This is a genomic window from Variovorax sp. P1_H12_2, from assembly GCF_056405335.1.
In genome coordinates, this window is the sequence record NZ_JBFUCI010000055.1 from 1 (window position 1) to 21,349 (window position 21,349).

Below are 21,349 nucleotides of genomic sequence, written 5' to 3' on the forward strand. Positions count from 1 at the left end.
GTGGAAACGGGGTCAGGCGAGCGTCGTTGCACTCCAGTGGCTGGAAGCCCAAGCCTGACGCCGCCGCCCGGATGGACGGCAGCGCTGCAACGCTCCTTGGGAGCCGCGGATTTTACGCCGGCTGGGCGGCGCCGGCCGCCGATGCGGGCAAGCCGAAAATGGCGTCGAAGGCCCAGTTGAAGACGAAGGTGTAGACCAGGAAGAAAACCACCAGTCCCAGGTCCATCACCAACGCCTCCCACAGGCTCACGTCCAGCCACCAGGCGAAGATCGGCACCAGGAAGGCCACCAGGCCGCCCTCGAAGCCGATCGCATGGGCGACGCGGCGGCGGACGCTGCGGCCGCGCACGGCCTGGCGCGATTCCCAGCGCTCGAACAGGGCGTTGAACGTGAGGTTCCAGAGCACCGCGATGACCGAGGCGATGACCGCCAGCACGCCCGAGTGGCCCAGGCCCTGGCCCGACATCAGCGCCAGCCCCGCGCTGGCCACGACGATGGCGATGCCCTCGTAGAGGCTGATGTAGACGACGCGGCGTTTGAGCCCTTGCATGAAATCGATCCCGTGTTGGTTGGTGTTGATGGGTACTTTATATTTGTTTGACTGACATATAAAGTCATCTTCTTTCAAGTTAATTGATAGGTCGGACCGCATGAGCTTTTCCAGCGACAACGTGGAGGTGTTCCTCGCGGTCATCGACCACGGTTCTTTCTCGGCCGCGGCGCGGGCCCTGGGCCGGGTGCCCTCCGCGGTCAGCATGGCGATCGCCAATCTCGAGGCGGAACTCGACCTGCTGCTCTTCGACCGCAGCGGCCGGGAACCGCAGCCCACCGAGGCGGCGCGTTCGCTGGAACCGCAGGCGCGCCTGCTGGCGGCGCAGCTCAAGCAGCTCCAGGTGCAGGCGCTGGCGCTCACCCAGGGGCTGGAGAACCGGCTCACGCTCGCGATCGCGCCCGAACTGCTCGCGGCGCCCTGGAGCGGCCCGCTGGCCGCCCTGGCGAACGAATACCCGCTGCTGGAGGTCGAGGTGCTGGCCGCGCCGCAAGCCGATGCGCTGGCGCTGCTGCACAGCGGCCGGGCGCAGCTGGCGCTGGTGTTCGAGCGTCCCAGCCTGGACGGCCGGGAGGGGTTTCAGGAGGTGGCCAGCGACACCATGGTGGCCGTGATGGCGCCCGACCACCCGGTGCTGGCCGCCGCCGGCGGCCGGCTGCGCGAGGAGCACCTGACGACCACGCGGCAGATCGTGGTCGCCGGCCGTGACCTGGCCACCAGCGACCCGCGCTTCGTCTTCGCACGGCACGTCTGGCGCACCGACAACGCGCTGGCCGCCCTGAGCCTGATCACCGCCGGCCTGGGCTGGGGCTGGCTGCCGCGCAACTTCGCCCGGCCGCACGTGGCGGCGGGCGCGCTGGTCGAGATTCCGTTCGAGAACCTGTCCAACGGGCTCGACCTGTGGGTCGACGTCGTGTGGTCGCGCGAGCGGCCGCTGGGCCTGGGCGCCCAGCGCTTCGTGGCGCTGATCGCCCGCAAGAAGGACTGAATTGAAACACCCCCGAAGCGCCTGCGGCGCCTCCCCCTCGAGGGGGCGATACCAGCGGCCCGGCGAAGCCGGTTCCGCGGTATCCCTGGCAATTGGGCTGCACCAGTTTCATGCGCCGCGGGTCACGCGATCACGTGGTGGAGGACGGCGCCGGCTAGCGATCGCGCCCGCCTCCTCCTTCACCATGGCCGCCGCCGTGGCCACCGCCCCCATGGCCACCACCGTGGCCACCGCCACCCCCGTGACCGCCTCCGCCACCGCCCCCATGCCCACCACCGTGGCCGCCGCCGCCGTGGTCACCTCCGCCCTGCCCCGGCGGCCGGCCGCCGGTCTGGAAGCCGGGCGGCGGGCGCCAGCCGGGTGACGGTGGCGGGCGGTAGCCGGGCGATGGCAGCGGCCTGAAAACCGGCGCAGGCGGCGGACGGAAGCCCGGCGGATGCGGCTGATAGCCCGGCCAGGGGTTGGGACGCCAGCCCGCAACCGGCGGCGGTGGCGGGCGCCAGCCCGGAACCGGTGGCGGCGGCGGCCGGCCGCCCCACCAGCGCGGCTGGCCGTACCAGGGCCGGTCGCGGTAGTAGTTGGACCAGTAGCTGCCGATCGCGAAGGTCACGAGTGGCACGCCGATGATCGCGCCGTAGGTCGCCAGCGGCACCCGCTGCTCCAGGTAGGCGTACTCGAGGCTCGCCGCATAGGACCAGCCGCGAAGTCCGTCGGGCAGCACCACGTCGCACCAGCCGTAGCCGGCGGTGCAGCCCATCACTTCCAGCGATTGCCCGGGCGCCAGCGAGGCCACCAGCGGATAGTTGTCGCCGGGGCCGGCACGCAGATTGACGGGCCCGCGGGTGAACGCCTGCTGGGCCGTCGCGGCCAGCGGCAGCATCAGCGCCATGGCGCCGAGGCCGAACCATCGCAGAGCCTTGTTGTCGTTCATGCAGATTTCCTTTTGCGTTCCAGGGTAGGGAGAGCGTCGGCGCGTTGTCAATCAGCGACGGCCTTCAGCTAGAACGTTTCAGCACGCGCGTTCGCGCACGCGAAGAACGTTTGGAGAGCTTCTTCATCCCGGCTTCACATGCGCCGGGATGCGCGAGGTTCAGGCCGGCGCCGGGCCGCCAGCGCGGCGAAGTCCGCGCTTCGCGCTGACGGGCGGCCTGCTGACTCCCCCTCGGGGGGCAGCGACCACACGAAGTGAGGGAGCGTGGGGGCCAGCTCAGGCTGCTTCGCTGTAGAAGGCGGCGCGCCGCAGGCTGCGGCCCGCGAGCGGAGCGACCGCCTGGCCGATCGCCGCGATGTGCTCCGGCGTGGTGCCGCAGCAGCCGCCGACGATGTTGACCAGCCCTTCGGCGGCGAACTCGTGCAGCAGCCGCGAGGTGACATCGGGTGTCTCGTCGAAGCCGGTCTCGCTCATCGGGTTGGGCAGGCCGGCGTTGGGGTAGCAGCTGATGAAGGTGTCGTCGGCGACGCGCGCCAGTTCCTGGATGTAGGGCCGCATCAATGCAGCGCCCAGCGCGCAGTTGAGCCCGATGGCCAGCGGCTGCGCATGGCGCACGCTGTGCCAGAAGGCCGTCACGGTCTGGCCGCTGAGGATGCGGCCCGAGGCGTCGGTCACGGTGCCGCTGATGATCAGCGGCAGCCGCTCGCCGCTGGCCTCGAAGTATTCGTCGATCGCGAACAGCGCGGCCTTGGCGTTCAGCGTGTCGAAGATGGTCTCGACCAGCAGCACGTCGGAGCCGCCTTCGACCAGCGCCTCGACCTGCTCGTAGTACGAAGCCCGCAGTTCCTCGAAATTCACATTGCGCGCGCCGGGATCGTTGACGTCGGGGCTGATGCTGGCGGTCTTGGGCGTGGGGCCGAGGGCGCCGGCGACGAAGCGCGGCTTGTCCGGCGTGCTGAATTTGTCGCAGGCGGCACGCGCGAGCCTGGCCGACTCGAGATTCATCTCGCGCGCCAGGTCGGCCATCTTGTAGTCCTCCTGCGCGATGCGGGTGGCGCCGAAGGTGTTGGTCTCGACCAGGTCGGCGCCGGCGGCGAGATAGCCTTCGTGGATGTCGCGGATGACATCGGGCCGGGTCAGCGAGAGCAGTTCGTTGTTGCCCTTGACGTCGCGCGGGAAGTCCTTGAAGCGTTCGCCGCGGTATTGTTCCTCGGTCAGCTTGAAGCGCTGGATCATGGTGCCCATCGCGCCGTCGAGGATGGCGATGCGGCGGGCCAGGATGGCGGGCAGTTGTTGGGCGCGGGTGTAGACGACGGGCTTCATGGGCCGATTGTAGGAAGCGGCGGCGGCCCGATCGCGGCGTCGGGTCTTGGCCGTCAGCGCCCCGGCCCCCTGAAAAGGGTCACGGCGCCTCGCCGACGATCTCGCGCAAGGCGCGCAGCAAGCGCTCGTTGTCCGCCGGCATGCCGATCGACACCCGGATGAAGGTCTCGAAGCCGGGCTCCTTCCAGGGCTTGGCGATGATGCCGCGCGCCAGCAGGGCCTCGTTGACCGGTCCGTTCGGACGCCCGAGATCGATGAACAGGAAGTTCGCCGCCGACGGCGCGATCCGCATTCCGGGCAGCGCCAGCGCGCGCAGTTGCGCCACCAGCGATTCGCGGTACTGCACGGTCTGCGCCACTGCATGGGCCATGAAAGGCTCGTCGCCCCACGCGGCCAGCGCCGCCGCCTGCGCCGCCTGGTTGACGTTGAAGGGCGTGCGCACCCGGTCGAGCAGCTGCACCAGCGCGGCGTCGGAGGCGATGCCGTAGCCGACGCGCAACCCGGCCAGGCCCCAGGCCTTGGAGAAGGTGCGCAGCACGATCCAGGGCCGCTGCTGGTCGCGCAGTGCGGCCAGCGCATCCGGGAAGCCGGGCGCGAGCCGCGCGTACTCGTAGTACGCCTCGTCCAGCACCAGCAGCGTGCCGGCCGGCGTGGCCGCGAGCAGGCGCTCGAAGGCGGCCGCATCGAACATGCAACCGACGGGATTCGACGGATTGGCGATCATCGCGATCTTCGGCCCGCGCGCCAGCGCCTCGCACCAGGCGTCGAGATCGAATTCGAGCGCGGGCGTGAGCGCCAGCGCCTCGACCTCGGCCCCCATCATGCGCGGGAAGATCTCGTGCAGCCCGAAGCCGGGGCGCTGCGTGAGCACCCGGTCGCCCGGCGACAGCAGGGCCAGGCACAGCATCTGCAGGATGTCCTCGGAGCCGCTGCCGATCACGATCTGGCCGGGCCCGGCGCCGCAGCGCCCGGCGATCGCGGTGCGCAGCGCGGTGCAGGCGGCATCGGGATAGTTGTTGACCTGCTGCGCCAGGCCGACCAGCGCCTGCGCCACCGCCGGGCTGGCGCCGAAGGGGTTCTCGTTGCTCGCCAGCCGGCTGATCTCGCTGACGCCGTAGCGCGCGCGCACCACCTCGGAAGACAAGCCGGCGTTGTAGGGCGGCAGCGGCGCGACTTCGGGACGGGCGAAGCCCTGGAATGGGGATGCGTTCATAGGTCGAATACCTTGCCGGGATTGAGAAGGTGGAGGGGATCGAGCGCGCGCTTGATCGCGCGCATGGCGGCCAGCTCGGCCGGGCTGCGGCTCGCCGACAGATAGGGTTTCTTGTGCAGGCCAATGCCGTGCTCGGCCGAGACGCTGCCACCGAACGCGGCGACCTGCTCGTAGACCAGCGCTTCGATCTGCGCCTCCTGGCCGCCGATCGAGCGGCCGTCGGTCGTGATGTGCAGGTTGCTGTCGCCCACGTGGCCGAAGAACAGGGAGTGGTGGCCCGGCCAGCGCACATCGAAGGCAGCGCGGCAGGCGTCGGCGAACCGGCCGATCTCGGCCATTGGGAGACTGACGTCGAAATTGATCGGCGGATGCATGTGGACCGGCAGCTCGGCGGTGGCCTCGCGGATCTTCCAGAACGCCTGGACCTGCGCCTGGGACTGCGCGATGGCCGCATCGCTCGCCTGCCCGGCTTCCATCGCCTCGCCCAGCGTCTCCTCGAGGACCGTACGCAGCGAGGCCTCGTCGTCGCCGACCACGTCGACCAGCGCCGCGAACGGATGCACCGCCTCGAAAGGCTCGCGCAGCCCCTGCCATTTCAGGGAGGTCTCGACGAAGTCGCGCCACATGAGTTCGAAGGCCGCCACCGCGCGCGGGAAGCGAGCCTGCAGCCGGCCCAGCAGCGCCAGCGCGGCGTCGAAATCGGTGAGTGCAACCAGCGCGGTGGCGCGTGCACGGGGCGCCGGATACAGGCGCAGCACCGCGCGCGTGATCACGCCCAGCGTGCCCTCGGCACCGATGAAGAACTGCTTCAGGTCGTAGCCCGTGTTGTTCTTGAGCATGGGCCGCAGCATCGGTAGCACGCTGCCGTCGGCCAGCACCACCTCGAGGCCCAGCGTCTGCTCGCGCATCATGCCGAACTGCAGCACGCCGTTGCCGCCGGCATTGGTCGACAGGTTGCCGCCGATCTGGCAGGAGCCGCGCGCGCCGAGGTCGACGCCGAACTGCAGGCCCTGCGCGGCGGCGGCCTCCTGCACCGCCGACAGGGTGGCGCCGGCCTGCACCGTCAGGGTGGACGCCGCCGCATCCACCGATTCGATGGCGCTCATGCGATCGAGCGAGAGCGCGATGGCGCCGGGACTCGGCACCGCCGCGCCCGCGAGCCCGGTGAGGCCGCCCTGCGGCACCACCGGCACGCGGTACTCTCTGCACAGGCGCAGCACCGCCGAGACTTCTTCCGTGCTGCGCGGGCGCACCAGGGCCATCGGCGCCACGGGCGGCGCACCGCTCCAGTCGGCGTGGTGGCGCGCGGGGATGGCGTCGCCGGTCTGCAGGCGATCGGCGCCGACGGACCGCGCCAGCGCGGCGAGGAATTCCACGCCGTTCAGCCCGGGCGACGTTCGACGAAGTCCAGCACCGCTTCGAGCATGCGCCGCACATGCGGCTGCACGCGGGCGGCGCGCTCGGGCAGGTAGTCGAAGGGCAGCGCCTCCTGCATGTAGCTGCATTGCGTCATCTCGAGCTGCACGGCATGCACGCCCTGCGCCGGCCGGCCGTGCTGGCGCGTGATGTAGCCGCCGGTGAAGCGGCCGTTGAGCACGGACGTGAATCCCGGCGCCTGCCCGGCGATATCGAGCAGCGACTGCGCCAGGACCGGATCGCAACTGGCGCCCTGGGCGGTGCCGAGGTTGAGGTCCGGCAGCTTGCCGTCGAAGAAGCGCGGCAGCACGGAGCGGATCGAATGTGCGTCCCACAGCGCGGCGACGCCGTGCAGCGATTTCAAGCGCTCGAGCTCGCCCGCGAGCTGGCGGTGGTAGGGCTGCCAGATGGCGTCGCGACGTTGCGCGATCTCGGCTTCGCCGGGCACGTCGCCGGCCGCATAGAGGGGCGTGTCGTCGAAGCTGTCGACCGGACACAGGCCGGTGACGCTCTGGCCCGGATAGAGGCTCGCGCCGTCGGGCGGGCGATTGAGGTCGACCACGTAGCGCGAGTGCGTGGCGATCAGCAGCGAGGCGCCGAGTTCGTCCGCGAAGTCGTACAGGCGCTCGAGATGCCAGTCGGTGTCGGGCACCTGGCGGGCCTCGTCGGTGAAGCGCGCCGCGAGCTGCGGCGGCACATAGGTGCCGACGTGCGGCATCGAGATCAGGAGGGGGCGCTTGCCGGGGTGGAAGCGGAAGGGGGGCTCGGGTGTGGTGAAKCTCATGGGTTCAATCCTCGAGAAGTTGGGTGCGCGCGGCCACGAAGGCGGCCGCGGCTTCGTCGTGCAATGCGTGGCGGCCGCCGGCGACGCGCGTCTGGCCGGCCACCCACACGGCATCGATGGCCGAGGTGCGGTGGCTGGCGAAGACGTGGGCCGAGAGCATGTCGGGCGCGGCGAGCCCCTGCAGCGCGAGGTGGCGGGCATCGAGCGCGACGAAGTCGGCCTGCTGCCCCACCGCCAGGCCGCCGACGGCGCGGCCCGCGGCCTGCGCGCCGCCCCGCACGGCCGCCAGCGTGAGCGCGGTCGCGACCTGGGGGTGCGACCCATCGGCGCCCACGTTGCGCTGCCGCGTGGCCAGGCGCTGGCTGTACTCCAGCATCAGCAGCTCCTCCGCCGCGTTGACGCAGGCGTGGCTGTCGGAACCGACGCCCCAGGCACCGCCGTGGTGGCGCCAGGCCGCGAAGTCGAAGATGCCGTCGCCGAGATTGGCCTCGGTCGTCGGACACAGGCCGGCGACCGCGCCGCTCATCGCCGCGCGCCGGTACTCGTTCGCATCCATGTGCGTGGCATGGACCAGGCACCAGCGCGCATCGACCGGTGCATGGTCGAGCAGCCAGGCCACGGGACGCTGGCCGCTCCACGCCAGGCAGTCGTCGACCTCCTTGGTCTGCTCGGCGATGTGGATGTGGATCGGCGACGTGGGGTCGAGCGCTTCGAGGCCTGCGAGGGCATCGCGCAAGGCGTCGGGCGCAACGGCACGCAGGGAATGCGGCGCGAGGCCGAGCCGCGCGCCCTGCGCGTCGCACACCGGCCTCAGCGCTTCGAGCAGGCGAAGCATCGATTCGGTCGACCGGATGAAGCGACGCTGCCCCTCGTTGGGTGGCAGGCCGCCGAAGCCGCTGGACTGGTAGAGCACGGGCAGCAGGGTGAAGCCGATGCCCGTACGCTGCGCGGCGCGCAGGAGCGCAAGGCTCAGGCTCGCGTCATTCGCGTAGGGACGGCCGCCGGTGTCATGGTGCACGTACTGGAATTCGCACACGCTCGTGTAGCCCGCTTCGAGCATCTCGGCATAGAGCCAGGTGGCGATGGCCTCCATGTGCTGCGGTGCGAGGCGCGCGGCAAAGCGGTACATGAGCGTGCGCCAGCTCCAGAAGCTGTCCTGCTGCTCGGCGCGGTGCTCGGTGAGGCCTGCGAAGGCTCTCTGGAAGGCGTGCGAATGCAGGTTCGGCGTGCCGGGGATCACGGGGCCGCTCGATGCGGGCGTGCCGGAGGGCTGCGCGGCCTCGGGCTGCACCTGCGTGAGCCGGCCGGCCTCGTCCCAGGCCAGCAGCACGTTCTTCGACCATCCGGTCGGCAGCAGCGCATCGGCCGCGAATAGCGTGCGCGTCATGCCGCCTGCTCCACGGCGACGCGGCCCTGCCGGACCACGCAGCGCACGGGCCGCTGGCCGAACCAGTAGGCGAGTTCCGCGGCCTCCCGCACGTTCCAGAGCACGAAGTTGGCCGGCTGTCCCTGATGCAGCGCGCCATGCGTCTGCTGCAGGCCGAGCGCGCGCGCCGCATGGCGGGTGACGCCGGCCAGCGCCTCGGGCACCGTGAGACGGAACAGCGTGCAGGCCATGTTGACCATCAGCAGCAGGCTCAGCGCCGGCGAGGTGCCGGGGTTGTGGTCGGTGGAAACGGCCATCGGCACGCCGGCCGCGCGCAGCGCCTCGATCGGCGGCAGGTGGGTGTCGCGCAGCGTGTAGTAGGCGCCGGGCAGCAGCACGGCCACCGTGCCGGACGCGCGCATCGCGGCGATGCCTTCGGCCGACAGGTGCTCGATGTGGTCGCAGGACAGCGCGCCGTAGCGCGCCGCCAGCGCGGCCCCGCCCATGTCCGAGAGTTGCTCGGCATGCAGCTTGACCGGGAGCCCGAGCGCCCTGGCCGCCTGGAACACGCGCTCGGTCTCGGCCAGCGAGAAGGCGATGCGTTCGCAGAACACGTCGACCGCATCGACCAGCCCTTCTTCGGCCAGCGCCGGCATCATCTCCCGGCAGACGAGGTCGATGTAGTCGCCGCTGCGGCCCGCGTACTCGGGCGGCAGCGCGTGGGCGCCCAGAAAGGTGGTGCGCACCGTGACGCCATAGGCCTCGCCGAGCCGGCGCGCGACGCGCAGCTGCTTGCGCTCGTGTGCCAGCGCGAGCCCGTAGCCCGACTTGATCTCGATGGCGCAGACGCCGTCGGCGAGCAGTTGCTCGAGGCGCGGCGCAGCCTGCGCGTAGAGCGTGTCCTCGTCGGCCTCGCGCGTGGCGCGCACCGACGACACGATGCCGCCGCCGGCTTTCGCCACCTCTTCGTAGCTCGCGCCGGCGAGCCGCATCGCGAACTCGTTGGCGCGCTGGCCGCCATAGACCAGATGGGTGTGGCAATCGACCAGGCCGGGCGTGACCATTGCACCGCCGCCGTCGAAGCGCCGCAGCCCGGCGAACTGGCCGGGCAGCGATGCGCGTTCGCCGATCCAGGCGATCTTGCCGTCGGCCACGACGATCGCGGCCTCGGCCCATGGCATGTCGTCGCCGGCGAGTGCACCGGGCGCGAGGCGCAGCTGCGTCCAGACGCCGTCGGCGGAAGGGAGTGCGGAGAAGTTCATGCGGATCCACCCATGGTGGTCGTACGGGTTGTCGATTCGAGCCGCACCGCGATCAGTGCGGCATCGGCGTCCTGCGGATGCGCCTGCCATCCGCGCGAGCCGCCGTCCCACCACACGCCCTCGCCCGGCCCGCAGTCGAAGGCGTCGAGCCGCCAGCGGCCGCCGAGGACCATCAGCAGGCCGCGCTCGGCGGGCGCGATGTCGGCGGTCGCGCGCAGCAGCCGCCAATCGGCGCTGACGCGGCCGCGGCGCGTCATGAGGTTGAAGTCGGTCGACGTGCCGCCGAGCAGATCGCAGTCCAGCGCCGCGTCGCCGGCGAAGGCGAACGGCACATGCGACAGGTCGAGCCGATGGTCGATGCGGCCGTCCTGCGAATGCAGGCGCACGCCGGCACCTTCGAGCAGCATGATCACGCGGTCGATGCCGRCAAAGGCGGAGAACGGCCCTGGCCGGTCGATGGTCGCGATGCTCACGCGCCAGTCGAAGCCGTCCATGTCCGCGCCCGCCGGCGAGCAGACGATCTCGCGCGTGGTGCCGCCGCCGTTCTTCCACGGCGAGGCGGCCAGCGAGGCGATGTCGAAGCGTTGGAGTGCCACGGGCCCGGCTCCTCGCGCGGCTTACTTGATCATCGGCAGGTTGAGGCCCTGCTTCTTCGCCGTCGCGATCGCGATGTCGTAGCCGGCATCGGCATGGCGCATCACGCCGGTGGCGGGGTCGTTCCACAGCACGCGCGCGAGGCGCCGGGCCGCCGCCTCGGTGCCGTCGGCCACGATCACCACGCCCGAATGCTGCGAGTAGCCCATGCCCACGCCGCCGCCGTGGTGCAGGCTGACCCAGGTCGCGCCGCCCGCGGTGTTCAGCAGCGCGTTGAGCAGCGGCCAGTCCGACACCGCGTCGCTGCCGTCCTTCATGCTTTCCGTTTCCCGGTTCGGGCTCGCCACCGAGCCGGTGTCCAGGTGGTCGCGGCCGATCACGATCGGGCCCTTGAGCTCGCCCGACTTCACCATCTCGTTGAAGGCCAGCCCGGCCTTCTCGCGCTCGCCCAGCCCCAGCCAGCAGATGCGCGCCGGCAGGCCCTGGAAGGCGATGCGCTCGCGCGCCATGTCCAGCCAGCGGTGGGTGTGCTTGTTGTCGGGGAACAGCTCCTTGATCTTGGCGTCGGTCTTGTAGATGTCCTCCGGGTCGCCCGAGAGCGCAACCCAGCGGAACGGCCCCTTGCCCTCGCAGAACAGCGGCCGGATGTAGGCCGGCACGAAGCCCGGGAAGTCGAACGCGTTTTTCACGCCCTCGTCGAACGCCACCTGGCGGATGTTGTTGCCGTAGTCGACGGTCGGGATGCCCATCGCCTGGAAGTCGAGCATGGCCTGCACGTGCACCGCGCAGGACTTGGCCGCCGCCTTGCGAAGCGTGGGGTGCTGGGTCGCGTCGGCCTTGGCGGCCTCCCATTGCGCCAGGGTCCAGCCGATCGGCAGGTAGCCGCTGGCGAGGTCGTGCGCCGAAGTCTGGTCGGTCACGAGGTCGGGCTTGAGGCCGCCGGCCTGGGCGCGCTTCACGAGCTCCGGCAGGATCTCGGCCGCATTGCCCAGCAGGCCGATCGACACCGCCTCCTTGGCCGCCGTGTGCTGCTTGATCAGCGCGATCGCGTCGTCGATGTCCTTGGCCTGCTTGTCGAGATAGCGCGTGCGCAGGCGAAAGTCGATGCTGGCCTGCTGGCACTCGATGTTGAGCGAGACCGCGCCCGCCAGCGTCGCGGCCAGCGGCTGCGCGCCGCCCATCCCGCCCAGGCCGGCGGTCAGGATCCACTTGCCCGCGAGGTCGTTGTTGTAGTGCTGGCGGCCGGCCTCGACGAAGGTCTCGAAGGTGCCCTGCACGATGCCCTGGCTGCCGATGTAGATCCAGCTGCCGGCGGTCATCTGGCCGTACATCATCAGGCCCTTGCGGTCGAGCTCGCTGAAGTGCTCCCAGGTGGCCCACTTGGGCACCAGGTTCGAATTCGCGAGCAAGACGCGCGGCGCGTTCTCGTGGGTCTTGAAGACGCCCACCGGCTTGCCCGACTGGATCAGCAGCGTCTCGTCGTCGTTCAGTTCCTTCAGCGACGCCAGGATCTGGTCGAACGAGGCCCAGTCGCGCGCGGCGCGGCCGATGCCGCCGTAGACCACGAGGTCCTGCGGGCGCTCGGCAACTTCGGGGTCCAGATTGTTCTGCAGCATGCGGAACGCGGCTTCGGTGAGCCAGCTCTTGCAGTTGAGCGTGCTGCCGCGCGGCGCGCGGATCACGCGGCTTGCGTCATGGCGGGGGTCGGCGGACTGGGCGAGGAATTTGTCGGGTGCGTTCATGGCGGTGTTCCTTTCGATGTCGGTTCGGATGGAAGAGATTCAGGCGTGGCTGGGCAGGATGGCTTGCACGGCTTCGGGCCATTGGCCCTGGCGTGCCCACAGGCGCATGGCTTCGATGGACGGTGCGAGGAAACGGTCCTGTTCGATGAAGGCGACGCGCTCGCGGATGGCGGCGAATTCGGCTTCGAGCAGGGGCGAGCTCTTCAGCCCGGCGCCGGGCCGCCCCAAGGCGGGCTGCGCCCCCTCGGGGGGCAGCGAGGACACGCCAGTGCCGAGCGTGGGGGCCGTCGTGCTGCCGCGCTTCAATTCGATGCCTTGCGCCGCAGCCATCGCCTCGATGCCGACGACCACGGCTGTGTTTTCGACCATCTCGCCGAGCCGGCGGCCCGCGAAGGTGGCCATCGACACATGGTCTTCCTGGTTGGCCGAGGTCGGCAGGCTGTCGACGCTGGCCGGATGGGCGAGCGACTTGTTCTCCGACGCCAGCGCCGCGGCCGTGACCTGCGCGATCATGAAGCCGGAGTTGACGCCGCCGTCGCGCACCAGGAACGGCGGCAGGCCCGACAGGCCGCTGTCGAGCAGCAGCGCCATCCGGCGCTCAGAGATGGCGCCGATCTCGGCCACCGAGAGCGCGATGATGTCGGCCGCAAAGGCCACCGGTTCGGCGTGGAAGTTGCCGCCCGAGATCACGTCGCCGTTGTCGAACACCAGCGGGTTGTCCGAAGCCGCATTGGCCTCGATGCGCAGCACGCGCGCCGCATGCGCGAGGTTGTCCAGGCACGCGCCCATCACCTGCGGCACGCAGCGGATCGAGTACGGGTCCTGCACCCGGCCGCAGTCGGCATGGGACGGCAGGATCTCGCTGCCTTCGAGCAGTGCACGCACCGCCCCGGCCACCGCCATCTGGCCCGGCTGGCCGCGCGCGGCGTGGATGCGGGCATCGAAGGGCTTGATCGATCCCTGGATGGCTTCCAGCGACAGCGCGCCCGCCATCAGGCCGGCCGCGAACACGTCCTCGGCGCCGAACAGGCCGGCCAGCGCCAGCGCGGTCGACACCTGGGTGCCGTTGAGCAGCGCCAGTCCTTCCTTTGGGCCGAGGACGAAGGGTGCGAGGCCGATGCGCGCCAGCGCGTCGGTGCCATTGATGACTTCGCCATCGGGCGCCGTGACCTCGCCCTCGCCGATCAGCACGCAGGCCAGATGCGCCAGCGGCGCCAGATCGCCCGAGGCCCCGACCGACCCCTTCGACGGGATGCGCGGCAGCAAGCCAGCGTTCGACAGCGCGAGCAGCGCATCGACGATCTCGGGCCGCACGCCCGAATGCCCGCGCGCCAGGCTCACGGCCTTGGTCGCGAGCACCAGCCGCACCACGCCGGCGGCCAGCGGCTCGCCGGTGCCCGCGCTGTGCGACAGCACCAGGTTGCGCTGCAGTTCGGCCAGGCGCTCGGGCGGGATGGTGGTCTGCGCCAGCTTGCCGAAACCGGTGTTGATGCCGTAGACCACCTCGCCCGCCTCGACGATGCGGCGCACCGTGGCCTGGGCCGCCAGCAGGCCGGCGCGGGCCGACGGGTCGAGCGACAGCTGCACGCCGCCGGCATGCACGCGGCGCAACGTGGCAAGGTCGACGTCGCCGGGCGCGAGGACGATCGGTGCGGTGCCGAGGGGGGTGGTGTTCATGGGGTTCTCCTGTCTATACAAGTAGGTTCGTGCGAAAGGCGAAGCGCGGCGTGCGCGCTCAGCCGAAAGAGGGATTGCCGTCGGCGCGGAACCGGCTGCCGAGCCGGTAGCGCGAGGCGGGATGCAGGCAGCGCACCACCGTCACCGGCTGGGTCCGGGTCCAGGTGCGGCGCGTGAGCAGCAGGCAGGGGTCGGTCACCGGCATGTCCAGGCGCTCGGCCTGCTCGGAGGTCGGAAGCACGGCATCGACCACATGCTCGATCTGGTCGAACGGCACGTTGCGCACCAGGTACTCGCTCGGCGGGACGAGCGAGAAATCCTGCTCGAGAAAATCCGGCACCACGCGCGGGTTGACATAGCGATCCTCGAGCTGCACCGGGGTCTCGTTCTCCAGGTGCAGGCAGACCGTGTGGAAGACCGACTCGCCGGGCCGCAGGTCGAGCCAGACCGCCACGTCGGGCGAGGCGGCGACGCGCTCGGCGGCCAGGAATTCGCAGCGATAGTCGTGGCCGCGTTCGCGGATCTCGCTGGCGATGTTGGCGATCTGCAGCAGGGTCGACTGCGGCCTGTCCTCGGCCACGAAGCTGCCGACGCCGGCCACCCGCACGATGCGCCCCTGCTCGACCAGTTCGCGCAGCGCGCGGTTGACCGTCATGCGGGCGACACCGAATTGCGCCACCAGCTCGCTCTCCGACGGCAGGCGGTGGCCGGCGCTCCAGGAGCCGTCCTGGATCTTGTGCGTGATGAAGGCCTTGATCTGCTCGTACAGCGCCAGCGCGGGGGACGTCGAGGCCGCGGCACGCGGATGCGCGCTGCGACGGGCGTCGGTGGCTTTGCGAAGGCTGGCGGCTGTCATGCGGTCTTTCGTGCGGCGTGGATCAATGCTCGGCGGCGGCCATGGACTCGGCGCGGATCTCTTCGGTCAGGCGCGCCTTGATCTCCATGAACTCGGGCGAGGTCTTGATCGTGTAATGGCGCGGATGCGGGAAGTCCACCGCGATCTCGGTCTTGATGCGGCCGGGCCGGGCGCTGAACACCGCGACGCGGTTGGCCATGAAGATCGCCTCGTCGATGTCGTGCGTGACGAACAGAACGGTCTTGCGGGCCGACTCCCAGATGCCCAGCAGCAGTTCCTGCATCAGCACGCGGGTCTGGTTGTCGAGCGCACCGAAGGGCTCGTCGAGCAGCAGGATCTTGGGGTCGTTGGCGAGTGCGCGGGCGATCGCGGTGCGCTGCTGCATGCCGCCCGACAACTGCTTGGGAAAGTGGTTCTCGAAGCCGCGCAGGCCGACCTTGGCGATGAAGAAGTCGCTGCGCTCCTTCTGGTCGGCCTCGCTCATGCCGCGCTCGCGCAGTCCGAAGCGGATGTTCTGCGCAATGGTGAGCCAGGGGAACAGCGTATAGCTCTGGAACACCACGCCGCGATCGGCGCCCGGGCCCTCGATGGTCTGGCCGTCGAGCAGCACGCGCCCTCCGGTCGGGTAGTCGAGTCCGGCCACGATGCGCAGCAAGGTCGACTTGCCGCAGCCCGAGGGGCCGAGGATGGTGACGAAGTCGTTCTCGCGCACTTCGAAGTCGACCGGCAGCAGCGCCTGCGTGCTCTGGCCGCGCGTGCCGGTGAAGGTGCGCGAGACACCGCGAATGGACAGCTGATTCATCACAGGGTGCTCCAGGCGAAGAGACGGCGGTTGAGCGCCTTGAAGGCGAAGTCGGAGATGAGCCCGATGATGCCGATCACGATGATCCCGAAGATGATCTGCCCGGTGTTGAGCAGCGCCTGGCTGTCGGTGATCATGTGGCCGATGCCGGAAGAAGATCCGATCAGCTCGGCGACGATGACATAGGTCCAGGCCCAGCCGAGCACCAGGCGCAGCGTCTCGGCGATCCCGGGCGCAGCGCCCGGGATCAGCACCCGGGCGACGATGCCGCGGCTGTTGGCGCCCAGCGTGTAGGCGGCCTCGACCAGGTCGCGCCGCGCGCTGCCCACCGTGACCGCCACCATCAGCGTGATCTGGAACACCGAGCCGATGAAGATCACCAGCAGCTTCTGCGTTTCGCCGATGCCGGCCCACAGGATCAGCAGCGGAATGAAGGCCGAGGCCGGCAGGTAGCGACAGAACGAGACGAAGGGCTCGAAGAAGGCCTCGACGCTCTTCCACGTGCCCATCGCGATGCCCAGCGGCACCGCCACCACGGTCGCCAGCACGAAGCCGCCGAACACGCGCCACACCGTCATGCCGATGTCGTGGCTGAAGTTGTACTCGGTGAAGAGCAGCACGGCCTCCTTGACCATCGTGACCGGGCTGGCCAGGAAGGTCGGCGAGACGAAGCCGCCGAGCGTGAACAAGGCCCAGACCACCACGAAGACCACGAAGAAGCCGACGCCGAGCAGCCAGCGCGCCCGCGCGCTGACGGGCTCGAGTGGCGCCAGCGCGCGGCGCCGGCGTGGCTCTGCGGGCGTGGCCGAGGCGCCGAGGTTCACCGGCTTGGTTGAGTTCATGACAGGCGTCGCGCTCATGATCGATGGTCCGTTACTTGATGAAGCTGGTGTCGAAGGTGGCGTTGAGGTCGTCGGGCGCCTTGCGGATCACGCCGGACTCCAGCAGGATCGCCTGCGCGTCCTTCATGAACGGCACGATGTCGTTGGCGAAGAACTTCTGGTTGGCCGCCTTGTCCGACCAGCGCAGGTTGGCCGACGACTTCGCGAACTGCTCGCCGGTCTGCTTGACCGCCGCGCCCATGATTTCGTTCGCCTTGGCCGGGTCGGTCTTGATCATGTCGAGGGCCTCGAAGTACGAATTCGCCAGCGCCTGGGCTGCCTTGGCGTTGGACTTGAGCCAGGTCGGGGCGCAGCCCACGGTGTCCATCACCATCGGGTAGTCGAGCGTGGTGGCGAGAATCTTGCCGGCGGTGGGATTGGCGCGCACGGTCGAGAGGTAGGGCTCGTAGGTCATGGCCGCGTCGTTCTGGCCGGCCACGAAGGCCTGGGCGGCGGGCTGGGGCTCGAGCGAGACCAGCTTGACGTCCTTCATGGACATGCCGTTCTTGCTGAGCATCCAGGCCAGGCCGAAGTACGGCGCGGTGCCCGGGGCGCTGACGCCGATGGCCTTGCCCTTGAGGTCGGCGAAGCTCTTGACGTCGTTGCGCACCGCGATGCCGTCGGCGCCGTAGGACTTGTCCATCTGGAAGATCTGCACGATCGGCACGCCGTTGGCGTTCCAGGCCACGTGCGTCTCGACCGTGGTGGCCGCGCACTGGATCGCGCCGGAGGCCAGCGCCAGGTGACGGTCCTTCTGCGGGATCATGCGCAGGTCGACCTCCAGGCCGTTCTTCTTGAAGATCCCGGCCTTGTCGGCCAGCGTCAGCGGCGCGAAGCCGGTCCAGCCCGACATGCCGAGGGTGATCTTGGTGTCCTGTGCGTGGGCGCTGGTCGCCATGCCCGCGATGCACGCACCTGCCGCCATCAGCGAGGCGATCTTTGCTACCGTCTTGACCATTCAGGTTCTCCTGTTGCGTTTCAAAATTTCGGCTCGCCGGCGACGCGAAAGACGCGAACTCCAGCAGTGCGGCCGAGTTTCATTCCCCGCGATGCACCTGTATATACAGGTTAACCCGGAATTGCGGTCCGGATCAAGCGCCGCTTGGCCCCTTGTCAGGGCGCGAAAGCGGTTTCATGCACCAAACGCTGTCTAGACAGGGTCTGGCGGCGGCGAATGCATGAGGATAAGCAAACGACGTGCCAGATGAAGCGGCTAGCGGGTCAGGGCATCGGCCTGCCTCGAAACGCTGGCCTGCACGACCGCCGCGAAGGGCTCGGCCAGCGGCGAAGCGAAGCTCCCCGGCGGCGGATAGGCCAGCACCACCGACTGCAGCGCGAGCTGGCCGCGCAGCCGCCGGCAGGCGATGCGCTTGCCGTCATAGGCCTGGTCGCGCAGCGGCCGCGTCGTCAGCAAGGAGACGCCGAGCCCGTTCGCCACCAGCGAGCGGACCATTTCGAGCGAAGCGCTCTCGTGCGCGATTCGCGGCGAGACGCCGGCATCGCGGAACAGCGAAAGAAAGTACTCGCGGCTGTGCGGCAGGTTGATCAGCACCAGCGGCTCGCGCGCAAGGTCGGCGATGCGCAGGCTCGTGGCCCGGGCCAGCCGGTGCCCCCACGGCAGCAGCGCGTAGGGGCGCAGTTGCATCACGGGCTCGAGCCGCACGCCGCGCGCCAGGCCGAGGTCGTACATCAGCGCGACATCGAGCGCGCCGCGCTCCAGCATCCGCGTGAGCGTCTCGGTGTCGCCTTCGACCAGCTGCACTTCGATCGCCGGGCAGTCCGCCGCCATGCGGGCCAGCATGTCCGGCAGCCAGCGCGGCGCCAGGGTGCTCAGGCAGCCGACGCGCAGCAGGCCGGCCAGCTCGCCCGAGCGCGGCGCGGCCAGCGTGCGCGCCTGCTCGAGCAGTGCATGYGCCTCCCGATGGCGCAGCGCACCGGCCGCAGTCAACTCGAGCCCGCGCGCGTGCAGCCGGACGAACAGCGGTTCGCCCCAGAGTTCTTCGAGATCGGCGATGGCCTTGGAGATCGACGGCTGCGAGACGCTGAGCGCCTCGGCCGCGCGGGCGGCGCCGCCATGCCGGGCCGCGGCGACGAAGTATTCGAGCTGGCGAAGGTTCAGGTGAATCATCTTTCTTGATCCAAGGCATCAATGATGAGTATTTTCAATTGATTCAATGGAGGCCGACCATGGCGACCTTCCGGTCACGAAAGGACCCCACCATGACAGCCTCCGCCCGTCCGCTCGACGGCATCCGCATCCTCGACTTCACCCGCGTGCTCGCCGGGCCCTTGTCCACCGCTCTGCTGGCCGACCTGGGCGCCGAGGTGATCAAGATCGAACCGCCGCAGGGCGACGACTACCGCGCCATCGGGCCGATGAAGAGCGGCCAGAGCGCGCTCTTCACGGTGATGAACCGCAACAAGAAGAGCATGGTGCTCGACCTGAAACATCCCGATGCGGTGCGGCTGGTGCGCGAACTCGCGGCCCGCGCCGACGTGGTGGTCGAGAACTTCCGCCCGGGCGTGGCCGAGCGGCTCGGCATCGGCCCCGAGTCGCTCGCGCGGCTGAATCCGAAGCTGGTCTATGTCAGCGTCTCGGGCTTCGGCCAGACCGGCCCCTATGCCCATCGCCCGGCCTACGACATCATCGTGCAGGCCATGAGCGGCCTGATGGAGGCGACCGGCGACCCCGACGGCCCGCCCACGCTGGTCGGCGAGGCGGTGTCGGATGTGGTGGCCGGCCTGTTCGCCTCCTGGGCCACGCTGGCCGCGCTGCTGCAGACCCAGCGCACCGGCCGCGGCCAGCACGTCGACGTCGCGATGTTCGACACCACGCTGAGCTTTCTCGCAACCTCCATGGCACGCTATCTCTTCACCGGCAAGCCGGCGCGGCGGGTCGGCAACCGGCACCCGTTGTCGGCGCCCTTCGGCGTCTATCGCGCGCAGGACGGCCACTTCGCGCTGGCGGTGCTCAACAAGAAACTGTTCGATGCGATGGCCGTCGCGATGGAGCGCCCCGCACTCGTGCAGGACCCGCGCTTCACCACCGACGAGTTGCGCTCCGAGCAGGAGCCGGCGTTGCGCAGCCTGATCGAGGACTGGGCCGGCGCGCATCCGGTCGAGGAAGTCGTGCGCCGGCTCGACGCCGCAGGCGTGCCCGCCGCGCCGATCTGGAACATCGCGCAGGCGCTGGAATCCCCGCAGGCCCAGGCGCGCGAACTGCTGCGCGAGGTTCATGACGATCGCCTGCCCGGCCTGCGCCTGCCGACGCAACCGGTGCGCTTCAACGGCGCCGCACCCAACCGCAGCGCACGCGCGCCCGCGCTCGGCGAACACACCGACGAACTGCTCGCCAGCCTGCTGGGCTGCGGCCTCGACAAGCTCGCCGAGTTGCGCGAAGCCGGCGCCTTCGGCGTCCCGGCGACCTCCTCTTCACCACGCAAGGAAACGACATGACACGACTCGGCGTCACCGAAGAAGACCAGGCCCTGGCCGATGCGGTCGCGCGCTATGCGGCCGAGGCCGTCGCGCCGCTCGCGCGCGCCATCGACGAGGAGGAGCGCTCGGCGACCTGCCATGTGCCGCAGCTCGCCGCGCTCGGCGTGATGGGCATGAACCTGCCCGAGCGCTGGGGCGGCCCCGGCGTGTCGCCGACGGCGATGCTGCTGTCCCTGGTCGAGATCTCGCGCGCCTGCGCCGCGACCTCCTCGATGATCGGCGCCCACTACCTGGGCACCGACGCCGTGCTGATCGGCGGCGACGATGCGCAGCGCGCGCGCTACCTGCCGCGCGCCGCCAGCGGCGAGTGGCTGGCCGGCTTCGCGCTCACCGAACCGCGCGGCGGCTCGCACCCGGCCGACCTGCGCACGCGCGCCGTGCGCGACGGCGACCACTATCGCATCGACGGCGTCAAGCACTTCATCTCGAACGCGGCCGAGGCGAAATTCCTGGTGGTGTTCGCCAAGACCGACGCCACGGCCGGCGCGCGCGGCGTCAGCGCCTTCATCGTCGACACCGACCTGCCGGGCGTGCGCATCTCGTCGCCCGAGAAGCTGATGGGCATCCGCGGCGGCCATGCCTTCGAGGTCGCCTTCGAGTCGGTGAGCGTCCCGCTCGCGAATCGCCTCGGCGACGAAGGCAGCGGCTTCAGGACCGCCATGAAGGTGCTCGACAACAGCCGCCTCGACGTCGCCGCGACCTCGCTCGGCATCGCCGAAGCCGCGCTGGCGGCGGCTGTGGCCTGGGCCCGCGATCGGCAGATCGGCGGCGAGCCGCTGGCCGGCAAGCAGGGCATCCAGTGGATGCTGGCCGACATGAAGCTGCGGCTCGAAGCCTCGTGGGGCCTCACGATGCAGGCCCTGGCACTGCGCACGGCCGGCGAGCCCTTCACGCTGCAATCCGCCATGGCCAAGCTCCATGCGTCCGAAATGGTGGCCTTCGTTGCCGACACAGCGCTGCAGATCCACGGCGGCTACGGCTTCACGCGCGAGATGCCGCTCGAGCGCTACGTGCGCGATGCGCGCATCCTGCGCATCTACGAGGGCTCGTCGGAGATCCAGCGCAACATCATTGCGCGCATCGTGCTGGGCTGAGCTTGCTTGCCCGATGCGGGCAGCCATCCCATAATTGACCTTTACGTAAACGTCAATTCACTCATGGCAGCCACTTCCTTCATCGCCCAGGACCCCGACTATGCGCAGCGCGTGCGCCAGAGCTTCGAGCGCCAGGGCGCCATGGCCACCATCGGCGCGCGGCTGGGCGAGATCGCGCCGGGCCGCGTGGCGATCGAACTCGACTGGGCCGCAGGCCTGACCCAGCAGCACGGCTCCCTGCACGCCGGCATGGTGGCGACCGCACTCGATTCGGCCTGCGGCTACGCCGGCTTCACGCTGATGCCGGCCGACGCCGCGGTGCTGACCATCGAATACAAGATCAACCTGCTCGCGCCCGCCAAGGGCCAGACC

20 protein-coding genes and 1 riboswitch are annotated in these 21,349 nt (G+C 70.0%); of the genes, 4 read left to right on the forward strand and 16 right to left on the reverse strand.

Annotated features, from left to right (window positions below; all coding sequences use genetic code 11):
- Positions 1-11: 11 nt before the first annotated feature.
- A riboswitch (S-adenosyl-L-homocysteine riboswitch) is annotated at positions 12-104 on the reverse strand.
- A gap of 8 nt (positions 105-112) precedes the next feature.
- The gene (locus AC1D2K_RS08480) at positions 113-550 is read right to left on the reverse strand and encodes a PACE efflux transporter (protein ID WP_442287629.1); all 438 of its coding nucleotides are present in this window, start codon (positions 548-550) and stop codon (positions 113-115) included.
- A gap of 100 nt (positions 551-650) precedes the next feature.
- Between AC1D2K_RS08480 and AC1D2K_RS08485 the strand changes: the two genes are divergently transcribed.
- Positions 651-1,538, forward strand: coding sequence for a LysR family transcriptional regulator (locus AC1D2K_RS08485; protein ID WP_478087876.1), 888 nt, complete (start codon positions 651-653; stop codon positions 1,536-1,538).
- A gap of 154 nt (positions 1,539-1,692) precedes the next feature.
- On the opposite strand, the gene AC1D2K_RS08490 is transcribed toward AC1D2K_RS08485, so the two are convergent.
- The 15 genes from AC1D2K_RS08490 to AC1D2K_RS08560 form a co-directional block, all read right to left on the reverse strand.
- Complete coding sequence (locus AC1D2K_RS08490; RefSeq protein ID WP_478087878.1) at positions 1,693-2,469, reverse strand: SH3 domain-containing protein; 777 nt, start codon at positions 2,467-2,469, stop codon at positions 1,693-1,695.
- Positions 2,470-2,745: 276 nt separating this feature from the next.
- Positions 2,746-3,792: a homocysteine S-methyltransferase family protein gene (locus AC1D2K_RS08495; RefSeq protein WP_478087880.1), complete on the reverse strand. Its 1,047-nt coding sequence runs from the start codon at positions 3,790-3,792 to the stop codon at positions 2,746-2,748.
- A 79-nt stretch (positions 3,793-3,871) separates the two neighbouring features.
- Positions 3,872-5,005, reverse strand: a complete 1,134-nt coding sequence (locus tag AC1D2K_RS08500; RefSeq protein ID WP_478087882.1) for a histidinol-phosphate transaminase — start codon at positions 5,003-5,005, stop codon at positions 3,872-3,874.
- Positions 5,002-6,390, reverse strand: coding sequence for an FAD-binding oxidoreductase (locus AC1D2K_RS08505; protein ID WP_478087910.1), 1,389 nt, complete (start codon positions 6,388-6,390; stop codon positions 5,002-5,004). Before AC1D2K_RS08505 ends, AC1D2K_RS08500 begins: the two co-directional genes overlap by 4 nt.
- Complete coding sequence (hutG, locus tag AC1D2K_RS08510) at positions 6,387-7,205, reverse strand: N-formylglutamate deformylase (RefSeq protein WP_478087884.1); 819 nt, start codon at positions 7,203-7,205, stop codon at positions 6,387-6,389. Before hutG ends, AC1D2K_RS08505 begins: the two co-directional genes overlap by 4 nt.
- 4 nt (positions 7,206-7,209) lie before the next feature.
- Positions 7,210-8,592 (reverse strand): formimidoylglutamate deiminase, encoded by a 1,383-nt coding sequence (locus AC1D2K_RS08515; RefSeq protein WP_478087885.1) that lies wholly within the window; start codon positions 8,590-8,592, stop codon positions 7,210-7,212.
- Entirely contained in the window at positions 8,589-9,833 is a 1,245-nt protein-coding gene (gene hutI, locus AC1D2K_RS08520; RefSeq protein WP_478087886.1) for an imidazolonepropionase, read from the reverse strand. The genes AC1D2K_RS08515 and hutI overlap by 4 nt, the downstream gene beginning before the upstream one ends.
- Positions 9,830-10,429 (reverse strand): HutD/Ves family protein, encoded by a 600-nt coding sequence (locus AC1D2K_RS08525; RefSeq protein ID WP_478087888.1) that lies wholly within the window; start codon positions 10,427-10,429, stop codon positions 9,830-9,832. Before AC1D2K_RS08525 ends, hutI begins: the two co-directional genes overlap by 4 nt.
- Positions 10,430-10,450: 21 nt before the next feature.
- The gene (hutU, locus tag AC1D2K_RS08530) at positions 10,451-12,169 is read right to left on the reverse strand and encodes a urocanate hydratase (protein ID WP_478087890.1); all 1,719 of its coding nucleotides are present in this window, start codon (positions 12,167-12,169) and stop codon (positions 10,451-10,453) included.
- 39 nt (positions 12,170-12,208) lie between these two features.
- Positions 12,209-13,846 (reverse strand): histidine ammonia-lyase, encoded by a 1,638-nt coding sequence (gene hutH / locus AC1D2K_RS08535; RefSeq protein WP_478087892.1) that lies wholly within the window; start codon positions 13,844-13,846, stop codon positions 12,209-12,211.
- Positions 13,847-13,904: 58 nt separating this feature from the next.
- Positions 13,905-14,702 carry a histidine utilization repressor gene (gene hutC / locus AC1D2K_RS08540; protein WP_478087894.1) on the reverse strand — a complete coding sequence of 266 codons (798 nt, stop codon included), beginning with the start codon at positions 14,700-14,702 and terminating at the stop codon, positions 13,905-13,907.
- Between the two features lie 22 nt (positions 14,703-14,724).
- Complete coding sequence (locus AC1D2K_RS08545; RefSeq protein ID WP_478087896.1) at positions 14,725-15,504, reverse strand: ABC transporter ATP-binding protein; 780 nt, start codon at positions 15,502-15,504, stop codon at positions 14,725-14,727.
- Positions 15,504-16,346 (reverse strand): ABC transporter permease, encoded by an 843-nt coding sequence (locus AC1D2K_RS08550; RefSeq protein ID WP_478087898.1) that lies wholly within the window; start codon positions 16,344-16,346, stop codon positions 15,504-15,506. Before AC1D2K_RS08550 ends, AC1D2K_RS08545 begins: the two co-directional genes overlap by 1 nt.
- A 31-nt stretch (positions 16,347-16,377) precedes the next feature.
- Positions 16,378-17,343, reverse strand: a complete 966-nt coding sequence (locus AC1D2K_RS08555; RefSeq protein WP_478087900.1) for an ABC transporter substrate-binding protein — start codon at positions 17,341-17,343, stop codon at positions 16,378-16,380.
- Positions 17,344-17,598: 255 nt separating this feature from the next.
- Positions 17,599-18,513: a LysR family transcriptional regulator gene (locus AC1D2K_RS08560; protein ID WP_478087902.1), complete on the reverse strand. Its 915-nt coding sequence runs from the start codon at positions 18,511-18,513 to the stop codon at positions 17,599-17,601.
- Between the two features lie 92 nt (positions 18,514-18,605).
- Between AC1D2K_RS08560 and AC1D2K_RS08565 the strand changes: the two genes are divergently transcribed.
- The 3 genes from AC1D2K_RS08565 to AC1D2K_RS08575 all read left to right on the forward strand — a co-directional run.
- A complete protein-coding gene (locus AC1D2K_RS08565; protein ID WP_478087904.1) occupies positions 18,606-19,841 on the forward strand; it encodes a CaiB/BaiF CoA transferase family protein in 1,236 nt (411 codons plus the stop codon).
- On the forward strand, positions 19,838-20,977 hold the full coding sequence (locus tag AC1D2K_RS08570) for an acyl-CoA dehydrogenase family protein (protein WP_478087906.1): 1,140 nt from the start codon (positions 19,838-19,840) through the stop codon (positions 20,975-20,977). Before AC1D2K_RS08565 ends, AC1D2K_RS08570 begins: the two co-directional genes overlap by 4 nt.
- 63 nt (positions 20,978-21,040) lie before the next feature.
- The coding region (locus tag AC1D2K_RS08575) for a PaaI family thioesterase (protein WP_478087908.1) at positions 21,041-21,349 on the forward strand (309 nt) is incomplete at its 3' end.